Origin of the sequence: Janthinobacterium sp. SUN100 (assembly GCF_030397705.1) — a bacterium.
GTDB classification, from domain to species: domain Bacteria; phylum Pseudomonadota; class Gammaproteobacteria; order Burkholderiales; family Burkholderiaceae_D; genus Janthinobacterium; species Janthinobacterium kumbetense.
This window is the reverse complement of the sequence record NZ_JAPUBU010000001.1, coordinates 1,577,014-1,590,575: the sequence shown is the minus strand read 5'-3', so window position 1 is coordinate 1,590,575 and position 13,562 is coordinate 1,577,014. Positions and strand designations below refer to the sequence as shown.

The window sequence follows — 13,562 nt, the reverse complement described above, 5'->3', positions numbered from 1 at the left end:
CGATCAGCCAATGGAAAATTCGACGGGAATCGATAATTCCAGCGGCTCCGGCCGTTCCTTGGGAATGCGCGGCAGTGGCGCCGCCCGTTGCAAAGTGTCGAGCGCGGCCTGATCCAGCGCTGCGGAACCGGAACTGCGCTCAATGGCGGCCGCCAGCACCTGCCCGTCGCGGTCGATGCGGCAGCGCAGGTACACCACGCCCTGTTCCTGCTTCGCGCGCGACGCCGTCGGATAGCGGCGGAAGCGCTCCATGCGCGCCAAAACCTTGCCTTCCCAGCTCGATACGCCGCTGCGCAGCTCCTGTGGCGCGGGCGGCAGGGCGGGCGAGGGAGGCGCCGCCGCGACGGATGCTGTGGCCACCGGTGCCGGCGTGACGGGGGCAGGGCGCACCTCGGCGACGGCCGCGACGGCCTCGGCTTGCGGCGGCATGGGCGCGGCATCCGGCTGCGGCGGCACGAATTGCGGCAGGGATGGCGCTGCTTTTTTGGCAAGGGCGCGCGACGGCGCGGCCGCGGCGCTGGCCTGTTCAGCAAGATTCTGCTCCAGTGGGCGGGGCGGGGCGGCGGCCGGCAGGAACAGCAGCATGGCCGGCTGCGCGGAGTCGGGCGCGACGGCCAGCACGGGCGCTGCCGGCGCGCGGTGGTATACGGCCCATCCCAGCAGGGCGCCATGCATGGCGAAGACCGTGGCGATGGTCAGCGGCTTGTGCCAGTCCGCCGGCGGCGTCTTTTTTGCTGCCGGCGCCGGCCCTTCCGGGCGGCGCAGCAGATAGATGATGACGGCGATTTCCATCGTTGCCACGAGGGCGATGACCCACCAGGGCGGATGGCCGAGGCACATGGCGACAAAGCCGATGGCCATGCCCAGGCAAGCGAGGACCTTGCCGCGCCGCGACACGGCGCGGTGTTCGCGCCACTGGCGCAGCGGCGCGCCGAAGCGCGGGTGGTGCAGCAGCCAGTGTTCCAGGCGTGGCGAGGCGCGGCTGAAGCAGGCCAGTGCCAGGATCAGGAAGATCGTCGTCGGCATGACGGGCAGCAGGGCGCCGATCACGCCCAGCGCCACCATCAGCATGCCGGCGGCCGTCCAGGCCCAGCGGCGCAGCCGTGCCGTATGCGCTTCCGCGCCGGCCTGGATTACTGGCTCTTCCATCAGGCGCAAGCCTCCACGTGGCCATGCATGCGCAGGAAGGCGGCGCGCGCGCCGTCGATCACGCGCGCTTCACCGGCGGCGTCAAGGACGGCCAAATCGAGCACGGACGTAAAATCGCGCCAGTGGCGCGCGCGTCCGTCCGGATGGCCGGCCAGGTGGCGCGCGCCGTGATGCTCGTCCAGGCCGATCTTGCCGGCCAACTTATACAGGATGGCCGCGCCCAGCTTCGAGCCTTCGCTCACGTACAGCCAGCCCAGCGCCGTGGCCAGGTCCAGTTGCGCGTCGAACGGCGGCGTGGCCGCATCGGCCGGCAGGACGGTGCCCAGGTCGTGTAGGTCGGCCGCGATGCTGGCGTAGCGGCGGCGCTGTTCCAGGTCCGGCAGCAGGGCGGCCAGCTGCGCGTTGTCGTACAGCGCGTCGACATCGCGCAGGAACGCGTACTGCGCCTGCAGGAAGCGCGCGTAGTTGTCGCGGCTGGAAAACGGCGCGCTGGCCATGATGCGCTGGTCCAGCAAGTCGTGGGTGGCCATGGTGTCGGCTTTCAGGCGCTGGCTGCGGCTAGGGGCCGCGTTAATCGGAACGGTGTTCAAGGTGCTGCTGGTGTCGCTTGCTGCATGCATGGAGTATCTGCTCTCTATTATAAGGATGAATCAAATCAGAAACGAACGCCAAGCGTGACGCGCGCCGTGCGGCCCGGCCCCGGCATCAGGCTCAGGGTCAGCGGATCGAGGTAGTAACGGTCCGTCAGGTTGTCCACCGCCACGTCGACGGTGGCGTTGGGCGTGATCTTGTAGCTGGCGAACAGGTCGGCCAGGGTGTAGGCCTGCGTCAGCACCTGCGGCGAGGTGCCCGTCCACGACTGCCACACGGCCTTGTCGTCCTGGCGCGCCAGCGGATGGCCGACGTGCGTCAGGCGCGTGCCGACGGTGAGTTTTTCCTGCAGCCAGCGCGTGCCCAGGGTCAGGTTGGCGCTCAGCTTGGGCTGGATATGGTTGCTCACGTAGGAACTGGAAAAGCCGATGGGCGAGCAGTCGGGCGTGTTCCAGATATCCGATTCCCACTTGCTGGCCTTGCGCAAATAGGCTGCCGTGGCCGCGTCGCAGATCAGGGTCTTGCGGTTCCAGGTGCCGGAAAAGTCGGCGAACACGCTACCCCGGTCATATGACGACTGCAGTTCGATGCCCGAGACGCTGTACTTGTCCGTGTTCGCCATCGAGAAATTCTGTGCGTAGGCCGGCAAGTCGGGAATCGGGCGGCGCGTGATGTAGCCGTGCGTGACGTTGTCGAAATACGCCACGCGCAGGCGCAGCTTGTCGGCGGCGCTCCATACGCCATCCTTGACCACGCTCACGCCCACTTCGCGGTTGTGGCTGCGCTCGGCGTTCAAGGGCGATGAATACGTGGCCGAGAAGCCCATCGTCGATTCGTACAGGCTGGGCATGCGCAAGCCGCGCGCATCGCGCAGGAACACGCTGACGCTGTCGGACAGGCGCGCCGTCAGCGCAAACGTGGGCGCAAAACCGTGGTCCTTGCGGCGGATCGGCGTGCTGTACTTGAACAGGCCGGGAATGGCGTCTCGGTAGACATAGCCATTGCCGCTCCACTGATCCACCTGCGAGACGTCCAGCGGCGCCGGCTCGGTGCCGTAGTTTTCCACCATGCCGCCGACCAGCGCGGGATTGGTGGCGGGCGTGAACCGGCCCTGCGCATCCTGGTACCACTTCGCCGCGCCGATCTGATCGCCGTCCTTGTCCCACATGGTGACCCATTGCCAGCCTTGCGGATGGTATTGCTGCTCGGCGCGGCGGTTGCGGTCGCGCGTATCGAAGCGCTGGAAGCGTCCGCCCGCCTCGACACTCAGCCAGTCCCGCGCCTGCCACTGCAGCGAGGCGAAGGCGCTTTGCTCGTGGCGTTTGCCGTTGCGCAGGGTGTGATTGGCGTTCAAGTCTTCATCGAGGATGCGCACGCTGTCGGCCGGGCCGATATCTTCATTTTGCAAGGACAGGCCGTAATCGAGCTTGAGTGCGCCCATGCCGGTGGCGAAGCGCGAGGTATTCGTCAGGTCCGCACCCACGCGGCGCGCCTGGTTCTTCGCCAGGTACAGCACTTCCACGCATTCCTTGCATTCGTGGTCGCCCGGATTGGTCTTGCCTTCCAGCGGATTGCTGAAGATATCGCCGTTGCGCGACTTGCTCTGCATGTCCGTCAGCCACAGGTTGGCCTTCAGGTCGATCAGGTTCTGGCCTTCCGGCTTCCACTCGTAGCGCGCCGTCAGCGCATTCGTGCGCACCTGGCTGGGATCCCATTGGGGGATGCTGCCGGTGCTGTTGCGGTAGATTTGCGAGGGCATGATTTCGCCATAGCTGCTGTCGAAATAGCGGTAGCCCAGCTCCAGCTTCTGCGCGTGCGGCAGGCGCAGGTTGGCCTTCAGCAGGGCCGAGGTAGTGCGGTTGGCCGTGTTCAGCACTTCATCGCCTTTCTTGAAGAACTGCGTCACGCCATCGTCGTCGCCCCATTCGTTGAGCAGCTGATAGCGTTCGAAACCGCGCGTGCCGGAAAAGTAGTTGCCGATGCTGCGCTGGCTGATGGCGGCCACCAGGTCGTAGTCGTCCTGGCGAGTGGCCACGGCGATGCTGCCAAAGCCGCTGCGCGGGTTGCCAAGCTTGTTGCGGTGCGTGCGCGGCGCGCTGCCGAAATCGTCCGGCGCCGAGATGCTGTTGTCCTGGATGCCGCCGCGCAGGCGCACGCCCGTGCGCTGGCCCGGCCGCAGGATGTCTTCGGGGCGCAAAGTCTGCATGCTGACCATGCCGCCGATGGCGCCCGCGCCTTGCGCCGACAGGTTCGGCCCCTTGTCGATGCGGATGGCGCTGATCAGGTCAGGGTCGATGTAGCTGCGGTCGGCGATACCCGCGTAACCGCGGTAGACGGTGGACGATTGCAGGCTGCCGTCGATCAGCACGGGCACGCGGCCCTGGCCCTGCATGCCGCGCACGTTGACGTCGACGGCGCCGCTGTTGCGGCTGTCTCCCACCTGCACGCCGGCTACGCCCTTGAAAATATCGGCCGGCGAGGTGCCGCGGAAGCGTTCGATCTGTTCGCGCCCGATGTAGGCGGAGGAGGCGGACGTGACGTAGGGCAGGTCGGTCGGGTCCGTGTCGTCCGTCTCGAACGTGCCGCTGCCGCCCTGGCCATTCACGCGCAGGGTGCCGATCTGCACGGCGCCTGCGGCGACGGGGGCGGGCGCGCTGATGATAATGGTCGTGCCGTCTTGCAGCTGCGCCTGCAGGCCGCTGCCGGCCAGCAGTTGGCGCAGCGCCTCGGGCAGCGAATGGCGGCCTTGCAGCGGTGCGCTTTGCCGTCCCTGCGTCAGGCGCGCGTCGGCCAGCAGCACCATGCCGGCCTGGCGCGCCAGTTCGTTCAGCGCGCGGTTCAAGGGCTGCGCGGGGATGTGCCATTCGACCTGCGCCACCGGCGCGGCGGCGGCATGCACGGCGGGCGTGGCGAAGGCCAGGCCGATGGCCAGGAAGAGGGGAGACAGGCGGGCGTGCAAGGGATGGCGCGGTGGAGTCATATGCATGTTTTTCCTATGGTGATGTGGTGATCCTTCATAGTTAAAACGAATGAGTCTCATTTACCCTGACGTGCGGATGCATTTTATTTCGCTGCATGTGGAATACATCAGCGGGCGAGAATGTGCAGCTTGCCGTCCTGGCGCTGCAGGCGCACGGGCAAGGCCAAGGGCAGGGCGGCGGCAAACTGCGCCGGCAGCTTCGCGTCGAAGCTGCCGTTCAGGCGCAGGCCGGCCAGGGCCGGGTCGTCAAGCACGAGGCCCGAATCGCCATAGCGCTCGAATTCGGCCAGCGCCTCGGCCAGGGTGGCGTCCTCGAAATCGATGCGCCCGGCACGCCAGTTGCCCACCGCTTGCGCGCTGACCCTGGCCAGCGCTTGCACGCCCTGCGGCGTGACGGTGACGGTGTCGCCCGCCCGCAGCACTTCGGCATGCGCGCCGGCTTCGCTCTCCACCCGCACTGTGCCTTGCGCCACGCTCACCTGGGTCGTGGCGCCCACGTGGCGCACTGAAAAATGCGTGCCCAGTACCGTCGCCGTCGCCGCTCCCGCGATGACCTGGAACGGACGCGCAGGGTCGGCCTGCACATGGAACATGGCCTGGCCGCGCAGCAGGCGCACGCTGCGCCGGTCGCGGTACAGGGCCACGTCGACGGCGCTGCCGCTATCGAGTTCGATGCGGCTGCCGTCGGGCAGGACTTGCGTGGCGAACTGGCCGCGCGCCGTGCTGTAATCGTGCTGGAAGCCGGGGCGCTGCAGATGGCCGGCCAGCGGCCAGGCCAGCAGGCCGCACAGCAGCAGGCAGCCGCCGGCCAGCGCGCCGCGCGGCGGGAAAGAGGCCGCCTGGCGCAGCCGCCGCAGCAGCGATGACGGCGCGCCCGCCGCCGGGACGGGCTGGCTGAAGGCTGCCACGCGCTGCGTCGGCAGGCTGGCCAGCAGCGCATCGGTGCGGGCCAGCGCCTGCCAGGCCTGCTGGTGGCGCGGGTCCGCTTCCAGCCATTGCTGCAATGCCGCCAGGTCGTGCGCGGCCAGGCCCGCGTCGCGGCGCAGCAGCCATTGCGCCGCCAGGAAGTCGATGTCGTCGGCCGTCGTGTCTTGTGATGTCATGTGCTGTTTCATAGCGTATCCCGCTCGGGCAAGCCTTTTTTACAGGCGAGCATGCCGTTGATGATGTGTTTTTCCACCATGTTGACGGAGATACCCATCTGCGCGGCGATCTCGATCTGGCTCAGGCCGTCGAACTTGTACAGCGCGAAAGCCTGGCGGCAGCGCGGCGGCAAGCCCTCGATGATGAGCAGCAGGCGTTCCATGGTTTGCCGGTCGTGCAGCCGTTGCTCGGGTTCATCGGCGCGCGGCGCGCGCAGCTGCATGTGCGGCTCGTCGAGCGCGTCATGGGGCCGCCTCTGGTGCAAGCGCTGTTCGTCGATGGCGATGTTTTTCGCCGTGACGTACAGCAGGGCGCGCTGGCCGCTGTCGGGCGGCGTATCGCCATGCAGGGCGCGGGCGCCGCCTTGCGGCTGGCGCGCCAGGAGGCGGGCGTAGGCTTCCTGCACCACGTCCTGTGCCTTGTCGCGGCATCCCGTGGAGCGCGAAATCAGGCGCAGCAATTCCTGGTAATAGCGTTCAAGCACCGCGCATGTCCCCGTGATCAAAGCGCGCCATGATAGCAAGCTCATCAAATAATAACAAGAATCATTCTCATTTATGGTGTAATCTGAGGTGCCGGATAACGCTGGATATTTTTGGTAATGCAGACAATAATCGGCAGCAGAAGGCGCTGTCGCAGAGAATATCGCCATGTATTATCGATTTTATCGATGCTAACTAGGTATATTTTCCGTTTTACATCGATCTTCATGCCATGCATAATCTGTTGCAACTGAAGCCAGACAATCAGCCGCATGCGCCAGTCGCCTGCAGCTGGTTGCGGTTTTGACATCCTCCACTTTCTGTTAGGAACCTACAATGAAAAAACTGCTCGCTTTTATCGCCGCCGCCGGCTTCTCGCTGTCCGCCGTTGCCGCTCCTGAAGTCTATGTCATCGATGGCAGCCACACTTTCCCCCGCTTCGAGTACACCCACATGGGCTTCTCGACGCAGCAAAGCCGTTTCAATAACACCACCGGCAAGGTCACCCTGGACCGCGCCGCCAAGACGGGCGCCGTCGAAGTGCTGATCGACACCAAATCCGTCGACACGGGTTCGACCCTGTTCAACTCGCACATCCAGGGCGAAGATTTCCTTGACACGGCCAAGTTCCCGGTCGCTACCTACAAATCGACCAAGTTCAATTTTGACGGCGACAAGCTCGCTTCCGTCGACGGCAACCTGACCCTGAAAGGCGTGACCAAGCCAGTCACCCTGACCGTCACCTCGTTCACCTGCGCCCCGCACCCGATGCTGAAAAAAGACGCTTGCGGCGCCAACGCCACGGCCAAGATCAAGCGCTCGGAATTCAACGCCGGCAAATATGCGCCAGCCGTCAGCGATGACGTCACCCTGACGTTTGCCATCGAAGCCATTAAGCAGTAATTGTTGGCTGCATGATGCAAAATGGCGGCGGACTTCGGTCCGCCGCCATTTTTTTATCTGCTTGCCCCTGCCATCACGCCAGGTGATGTACCTCCTGCTGCCCATACACGGGGGTGGTCAAGCCTTCCATGCGCGCCTTCAGTTGCAGCGACAGGTATTGCGAGTAGTGGCGCGACTGGTGCAGGTTGCCGCCGTGGAACCACAGCGCCTGCTGCTGCGTGGGTTTCCACATATTGCGCTGCTCGCCCTCCCACGGGCCCGGGTCTTTCGTCGTGTCTGACCCGAGTCCCCACACCTTGCCCACCTTGTTGGCTACTTCCGGCGAGATCAGGTCGGCCGCCCAGCCATTCATGGAGCCGTAGCCGGTGGCGTACACCACCAGGTCGGCCGGCAGTTCCGTGCCATCGGACAGCACGATGGAATGGGCTGTCAATTCCTGCACGCCGACGCCGCTTTTCAGCTTGATCTTGCCCTCGGCGACCAGCTCCGAGGCGCCCACGTCGATGTAGTAGCCGGAGCCGCGGCGCAGGTACTTCATGAACAGGCCCGAATCGTCGTCGCCGAAATCGAGCATGAAGCCCCGTTCTTCCAGGCGCGCATAAAAGTCCGCGTCGCGCTCGCGGATGGCCTTGAAGACGGGCTTCTGGAAGTCGGCCAGCAGCTTGTACGGGATCGAGGCGAACGTCAGGTCGGCCTTGGCCGTCGTCATGCCGGCGGCCAGCGCCCGTTCCGAATACAGGTCGCCCAGGGCCAGGTCCATCAGGGAATCGGACTTGACGATGTGCGTCGACGAGCGCTGCACCATGGTCACATCCACGCCCGCTTCCCACAGGGCGGCGCAGATATCGTGCGCGGAATTGTTCGCGCCGATGACGACCACCTTCTTGCCCGCATACGCGTCCGGCCCCGGATGCTGCGACGAGTGCTGCTGCTCGCCCTGGAACACGTCCATGCCCTTGAACTTCGGCATGTTCGCCTTGCCCGACATGCCGGTGGCCAGCACCAGCTGCTTCGGTTTCAGGGTGACGGGCTGGCCGTCGCGCAGCACTTGCACCGTCCACTCGCCGCTGGTTTCGTCGAAGCTGGCCGATTCGCAGGAAGTCGAGCCCCAGTAGTTCAGTTCCATCACCTTGGTGTACATTTCCAGCCAGTCGCCGACCTTGTCCTTGGGCGTGAAGACGGGCCAGTTGTCGGGGAAGGGAATATACGGCATGTGGTCGTACCAGACGGGGTCGTGCAGGCACAAGGACTTGTAGCGCTTGCGCCAGCTGTCGCCCGGGCGCGCGTTCTTCTCGATGATGATGGTGGGGACGTTCAACTGGCGCAGCCGCGCACCGAGCGCGATGCCGCCCTGGCCGCCGCCGATGATGACGCAGTAGGGCTGGCGCGCGTAGCCCAGCTCCTTTGCTTCCTGCTCGCGGTGCTCGAGCCAGCTGCTGCGGTTGGTGCGCGCGCCGTGTTCCGCGCCCATGGGCCGCCGGCCGCCCTTGGCTTCCTCAAAACCCTTCAATTCGCTCATGGTGGTGAGCAGTGTCCAGATCTTGCCGTCGCGGATGCGGATGAGACCCACGCCGCGCGCCGCCTTCGTTTCCACCGTGATCCAGCTTTGCAGCACGCCGCCGGCCTCGCTGGCGTGTTCGCCGTCGGCGATGCGGATGGAGAGCGGCTGCACGGCGCCCAGTTGGGCGGCCAGCATGGCGGCGATCTGCTCGCGGCCTTCCAGAGTTTTCAAATTCCAGGTAAACAGCACCAGGTCGCGCCAGTAGCCGTCCTGTTCGAACAATTGCGCGGCGCCCGTGCTGTCGCCGGCGCGCAGCGCGCCTTCGAGTTGCTCCAGGATGCCGGCCACGGCCAGGTCGTGCGGGTTGCTATCGGTTTGCATCGTGTCTCCTCCAAGTCTGCTGACTTTATGATGGGATGCGGCTGTGTTGCCGCTGACGATGTTGTAACACCGGCGTTCCGGCGCTGCATTGCGCAGCGCAGCATGGCTGAAGTTGAGACGGAAATCTCAGCTTTTCGGATGGCTACTGGCGGTGCGGCGGCACGATGTGCAACTGCTTGAGACGCCGGTACAGGGTGGCGCGCGAGATGCACAGCATGGCCGCCGCCTGCAGCGGGCGCCATTTGGCGGCGTTCATGGCGTGGACGATGCGCGTGCGTTCGGCCTGTTCCGGCGCGGTGTATGCCAGTGCGTCCGGCGCGACAGGCGCCTCGCGGGTGGCGCGCACGCCGGCCTGGCGCAGCGGTGCGCGCACGCGGGCGTGCAGCCAGGTGCTGCCGCCGGCCAGGCGCAAGGACAGCAGATTGTGTCCCGCGCGCGCATCGAACAGCCGCTCGGCGCGCACTTCCAGCACGTCGCCGACGGGACGCGGCAGCGTGTCCAGGCCCCCGATGACGTCGCGCGCACAGCGGTTGGCGGCGACGATGTCGCCATGCTCGTCGATGGCGAGCAGCATCTCCGGCTGCACTTCCACGAAGTGGCGGTTGCGGTGCGCCAGCAGGATGCAGCAATGGCCGTAGGACTTCAGGAAAAAGCCGTCTTCGATCAGGGTCGCGCCTTGCCGCACCAGTTGCCTGACCAGGCGCTGGCTGTCGCGCGCGTCGGGGGAGGTCAGCGCGGAGGCATCAAGTACGCCGATCAAGTCGCCGTGCGGCGAAAAGATCGGCGCGGCGCTGCAGGTCAGGCCCGTGAACGCGGCGCGAAAATGGTCGGTCTTGTGCACGGTGATGGCTTCATGGTCGAGCAGCACGGAGGCGATGCCGCACGTGCCTTCCTCCTCTTCCGACCAGCACGAACCCGGATACAGGCCCGCCTTCTTGAAATCCTTGCGCTGGTCCGTGTCGACCACGTAGTCGATCGTCACGCCGCGCGCATTGGCGAGGATGACGCAGTAGCCCGCTTCGCGCACCATGGCGTGCAGGCGCGGCAGGCACTGGCCCGTGGAGCGCAGAAAATTTTCTTCGGATTGCTGGATGGTGCGCAGCTCGGCACCCGTCAGGATGCGCGGCCCCGTGGTGGAGGCGGGGTCGAGCCGGTAGTCGTCCAGCGAGCGCCGGTACGACGACGCCAGCCTGGCCGTATCGGCCCCTGGATTGACGATGCGGCCGGCGATCAGGTCGCGCACGCGGTCGATATGGCTGGTCTGGCGGACGTAGGGCATGGCGCTCTCCGGTGTCTCGGTATTTTTTATGGTATGCCCGTTTTTAGCACGAAGCGCTGGCACATGCATGCCGCATTGCAGCATGGGACTGCCGTGAGACGTTCGTCTCACCACAGCCGCGCCGCACAATAGGATGCTTTACAACAATAAAAAAGAGCATCTCTGATAACATTCGCTCAAATTGACAGTCAGCCAGCGCAAGGGATATCTATGGCAATGCAAGCGATGTTCCTGGCACGCAGAACGATGGTGCTGGCCTTGCTGGGAGCGAGCGCCTCCTGCGGTGCCGCCGGCCAGCTCGATCCCGATGGCCAGAGCAGCCTGGAAAAGGAAGTGGCCCGGCGCGCCGCCGTCGAACCGGCCATCGGCGCCGACTGGCAAGTGACGCGCTCCGTGGAAGCGGGCGTGCAGGTGGCCGGCGAAAACAACTTGTTCTGGAAGCTGTCGAATGCGCCCGCGCGTAATCCCGGCTTCGAATTCAACCCCTATTGGTACGAGTTCTATGTCAAGCCGGCCCTTGGCTTCAAGCGCAATCTGGGCGACGGCAAGCAGCTGTATGCGCGCGTGTCCGCCGTCGGCTCCGGCACAGCGCGCCATGATCCATTCGGCGCCGGCGATACGGGCCGCATCTCGATCGAGGAATTCGTCGCCGGCATCCGCATGCCGCTCGGCGGCACGCGCGCCATGCTCGACCTGTCGGCCGGCGCGCAAAATTTCACGCTGGGCACCGGCATGCTGATCGCCAATGGCGGCTCGAACGGCTTTGACCGTGGCGCCCTGAAACTGGGGCCGCGCAAGGCTTTCCAGAATTCCGTGGTGGCGAAAGTAAGCCAGGATGCGTTCAGCGCCCAGGCGTTTTATCTCGACCCGAATGAAAACCCCGACAACGATTCGGGCACGCGCGTCGTCGGCGTTGATTTCAGCTACGCGCCCGCGAACGACCGCAAGGCCGGCATTGCATATGGCAAGGTGCCCCGTTCGCATGCCGCGTATCCGCAGGCGGCGCCAGGCGGCATCGGCGCGCCGCTGGCCGTGCCCGAAGGCCGCAAGGACTTGCAGTTCGTGTATGGCTATGCGCGCGTTCCCGTATTGCCCACCGTGCTGCCGAAAGGCTGGTTCGGCGTCGACGCAGCGCGCGAATGGAATACGCGCGAGCCGATGCGGGCCTGGGGCTGGCGCACGGAAGGGGGCTTTTCGCTGCCCGACGTGGCCTGGACGCCGAAGTTCACGCTTGGCTACCAGAGTTTTTCAGGCGACGATCCGCGCACGGCGCGCAACGAGCGCTTCGACCCGCTGTTTTTCGAAGGCACGCCGGGCGCCTGGGCTTCTGGCAGCAAGGCGACCTGGGTCTTCGTCAATGCCAACGTGAATGCGCTGCAGGCTACCATCGAGCTGCACCCGACGCCGAAAGATACCGTGACCGCCTATCTGGCCCAGGTACGGGCCAACCAGATGGGCAGCCCGCTGCAGTTCGGCCAGGCCACGCGCCTCGACGTGCCGGGCGACGCGCCCGTGGTGATCGCCGGCGTGCTGCGTCCGATGCTGGCGAACGATGTCTTCGTCAAGTACGTGCGCGTGGTGAACCCGAATACCTACCTGACCCTGGGCTTCAGCGCTTCGTTCGCGCAGTCGGGCGTCAACCAACTGGTGAATGGCCAGGCCAGGACGTGGACGGGCTGGCTGGCCAACGTCGTCTGGGTCTATTAAGTATTCTGTCTATCAAGGAGAGCATCACATGAACAATTTCCCCAGCATGAAACGCCTGGCCCTGGCCGCAGCCTGCCTGGCGCTGGCCGCCGGCGCCCATGCGGCAGAAGCGACGGCGCCGCTGTCGGCCGCCGCCAGCGACCCGGCTACCTTGCAATGGATGGTGGGCGCGCCGCCGCCGGCCGATAAAATCATCCGCTTCGACGATGGCAGCTATTTCAATTTCCCGCAGTTGCGCTGGAGCGTGTCGCATTTCCGCCAGCTGATGCCGACGGTGGAGGTGTCGCGCGGCTTGAAAGGGCCCGTGCCCTTGCCGCGCGCGCTGCGCACGGATATCGACAGCCTGCGCTTCACGCCCCTGGGGGCGACGGAAACGATGACCTGGGAGCAGTCGCTGGGAGCCAACTACACGGACGGCATCGTCGTGCTGCACCGGGGCCGCATCGTGTATGAGCGCTATTTCGGCGTGCTGAAGGACAGCGGCCAGCATGGCGCCATGTCCGTGACGAAGTCCGTGATGGGCACCATCGGCGCGGCACTGGTGGCCGAAGGCAAGCTCGATCCGAACAAGAAAGTGGCCGAGTATGTGCCGGAACTGGCCAAGTCCGCGTTTGGCGACGCCACCGTGCGCCAGGTGCTCGACATGACCACGGGCCTGAAATTCAGCGAAGATTACGCCGACCCGACAGCGGAAGTGTGGCAGCACGCGGCGGCCGGCAATCCGCTGCCCAAGCCGAAGGATTACACGGGGCCGCGCAGCTATTTCGAGTATTTGCAAACGGTGCGGCACGAGGGCCGGCATGGCGAGGCGTTCGGCTACCGCACGGTGAACTCCGACGTGCTGGGCTGGATCATCGCCCGCGTCACGGGGCAGAACGTCAACGCGTACCTGTCCGAGCACGTCTGGCAAAAGCTGGGTGCCGAACAGGATGCCTACATGAGCGTTGATTCGACGGGCACGCCGTTTGCCGGCGGCGGCTTGAGCGCGGGCTTGCGCGACCTGGCCCGCTTCGGCGAAATGCTGCGCAACGATGGCCGCTACAACGGCCAGCAAATCATCCCCCGCGCGGCTGTTGCCGATATCCGCCGCGGCGGCGACAAGCAGCTGTTCGCCAAGGGCGGCTACGACCTGCTGCAAGGCTGGAGCTACCGCGACATGTGGTGGGTCACGCATAACGACCATGGCGCCTACATGGCGCGCGGCGTGTATGGCCAGCGCATCTACGTCGATCCGAAGGCGGAAATGGTGATCGTGCGCTTCGCCTCGACACCGACGGCGGCCAATGCGGCCAATGACCCGACCACCACGCCGGCCTTCGAAGCGCTGGGCAAGCTGCTGCTGGCCAGGCCGAAGTAGGGTGCCAGGCTGACCCTTGCCAGCCGTGCGGCGGAACGGGCACAACTGCAATACACTGTCCTTTCGTCATCACTTGTTGCTTGAGTGAT

At 65.6% G+C, this 13,562-nt stretch carries 11 protein-coding genes and 1 pseudogene; 3 read left to right on the top strand and 9 right to left on the bottom strand.

Features of this window, described 5'->3' with window-relative positions; translation table 11 throughout:
- Nucleotides 1–3: 3 nt before the first annotated feature.
- The 7 genes and pseudogenes from O0881_RS06900 to O0881_RS06870 form a co-directional block, all read right to left on the bottom strand.
- On the bottom strand, nt 4–429 hold the full coding sequence (locus O0881_RS06900; protein WP_257219080.1) for an energy transducer TonB: 426 nt from the start codon (nt 427–429) through the stop codon (nt 4–6).
- Nucleotides 430–738: 309 nt separating this feature from the next.
- A pseudogene (locus tag O0881_RS06895) lies at nt 739–1,149 on the bottom strand (YbaN family protein); the annotation flags it as partial.
- Nucleotides 1,149–1,769, bottom strand: a complete 621-nt coding sequence (locus O0881_RS06890) for a biliverdin-producing heme oxygenase (RefSeq protein WP_289910705.1) — start codon at nt 1,767–1,769, stop codon at nt 1,149–1,151. The pseudogene O0881_RS06895 and the gene O0881_RS06890, both read right to left, overlap by 1 nt.
- Before the next feature lie 35 nt (nt 1,770–1,804).
- Complete coding sequence (locus O0881_RS06885) at nt 1,805–4,726, bottom strand: TonB-dependent receptor (RefSeq protein WP_289910704.1); 2,922 nt, start codon at nt 4,724–4,726, stop codon at nt 1,805–1,807.
- 101 nt (nt 4,727–4,827) lie between these two features.
- Complete coding sequence (locus tag O0881_RS06880) at nt 4,828–5,823, bottom strand: FecR domain-containing protein (RefSeq protein WP_289910703.1); 996 nt, start codon at nt 5,821–5,823, stop codon at nt 4,828–4,830.
- Nucleotides 5,824–5,831: 8 nt separating this feature from the next.
- A complete protein-coding gene (locus O0881_RS06875; RefSeq protein ID WP_289910702.1) occupies nt 5,832–6,347 on the bottom strand; it encodes a sigma-70 family RNA polymerase sigma factor in 516 nt (171 codons plus the stop codon).
- Between the two features lie 71 nt (nt 6,348–6,418).
- Entirely contained in the window at nt 6,419–6,655 is a 237-nt protein-coding gene (locus O0881_RS06870; protein ID WP_289910701.1) for a hypothetical protein, read from the bottom strand.
- A 26-nt stretch (nt 6,656–6,681) separates the two neighbouring features.
- Here O0881_RS06870 and O0881_RS06865 point away from each other — a divergent pair, with 26 nt between their 5' ends.
- A complete protein-coding gene (locus O0881_RS06865) occupies nt 6,682–7,248 on the top strand; it encodes a YceI family protein (RefSeq protein WP_099667289.1) in 567 nt (188 codons plus the stop codon).
- A gap of 73 nt (nt 7,249–7,321) precedes the next feature.
- Here O0881_RS06865 and O0881_RS06860 read toward each other — a convergent pair whose 3' ends face one another.
- On the bottom strand, nt 7,322–9,130 hold the full coding sequence (locus O0881_RS06860; protein WP_289910700.1) for an NAD(P)/FAD-dependent oxidoreductase: 1,809 nt from the start codon (nt 9,128–9,130) through the stop codon (nt 7,322–7,324).
- Between the two features lie 142 nt (nt 9,131–9,272).
- Nucleotides 9,273–10,409, bottom strand: a complete 1,137-nt coding sequence (locus tag O0881_RS06855) for a GAF domain-containing protein (RefSeq protein WP_289910699.1) — start codon at nt 10,407–10,409, stop codon at nt 9,273–9,275.
- Nucleotides 10,410–10,619: 210 nt separating this feature from the next.
- On the opposite strand from O0881_RS06855, the gene O0881_RS06850 reads away from it, so the two are divergent.
- Both O0881_RS06850 and O0881_RS06845 read left to right on the top strand, forming a co-directional pair.
- The gene (locus tag O0881_RS06850) at nt 10,620–12,116 is read left to right on the top strand and encodes an alginate export family protein (protein ID WP_289910698.1); all 1,497 of its coding nucleotides are present in this window, start codon (nt 10,620–10,622) and stop codon (nt 12,114–12,116) included.
- A 160-nt stretch (nt 12,117–12,276) separates the two neighbouring features.
- Nucleotides 12,277–13,473 carry a serine hydrolase gene (locus O0881_RS06845; protein WP_289911468.1) on the top strand — a complete coding sequence of 399 codons (1,197 nt, stop codon included), beginning with the start codon at nt 12,277–12,279 and terminating at the stop codon, nt 13,471–13,473.
- Nucleotides 13,474–13,562: the final 89 nt, after the last annotated feature.

Coding starts and splice junctions, on each gene's coding strand:
- O0881_RS06900 (WP_257219080.1), bottom strand. CDS start 429: ATGCCGCCGCAAGCCGAGGCCGTCGCGGCCGTCGCCGAGGTGCGCCCT.
- O0881_RS06890 (WP_289910705.1), bottom strand. CDS start 1,769: ATGCATGCAGCAAGCGACACCAGCAGCACCTTGAACACCGTTCCGATT.
- O0881_RS06885 (WP_289910704.1), bottom strand. CDS start 4,726: ATGCATATGACTCCACCGCGCCATCCCTTGCACGCCCGCCTGTCTCCC.
- O0881_RS06880 (WP_289910703.1), bottom strand. CDS start 5,823: ATGACATCACAAGACACGACGGCCGACGACATCGACTTCCTGGCGGCG.
- O0881_RS06870 (WP_289910701.1), bottom strand. CDS start 6,655: ATGTCAAAACCGCAACCAGCTGCAGGCGACTGGCGCATGCGGCTGATT.
- O0881_RS06865 (WP_099667289.1), top strand. CDS start 6,682: ATGAAAAAACTGCTCGCTTTTATCGCCGCCGCCGGCTTCTCGCTGTCC.
- O0881_RS06860 (WP_289910700.1), bottom strand. CDS start 9,130: ATGCAAACCGATAGCAACCCGCACGACCTGGCCGTGGCCGGCATCCTG.
- O0881_RS06855 (WP_289910699.1), bottom strand. CDS start 10,409: ATGCCCTACGTCCGCCAGACCAGCCATATCGACCGCGTGCGCGACCTG.
- O0881_RS06850 (WP_289910698.1), top strand. CDS start 10,620: ATGGCAATGCAAGCGATGTTCCTGGCACGCAGAACGATGGTGCTGGCC.
- O0881_RS06845 (WP_289911468.1), top strand. CDS start 12,277: ATGGTGGGCGCGCCGCCGCCGGCCGATAAAATCATCCGCTTCGACGAT.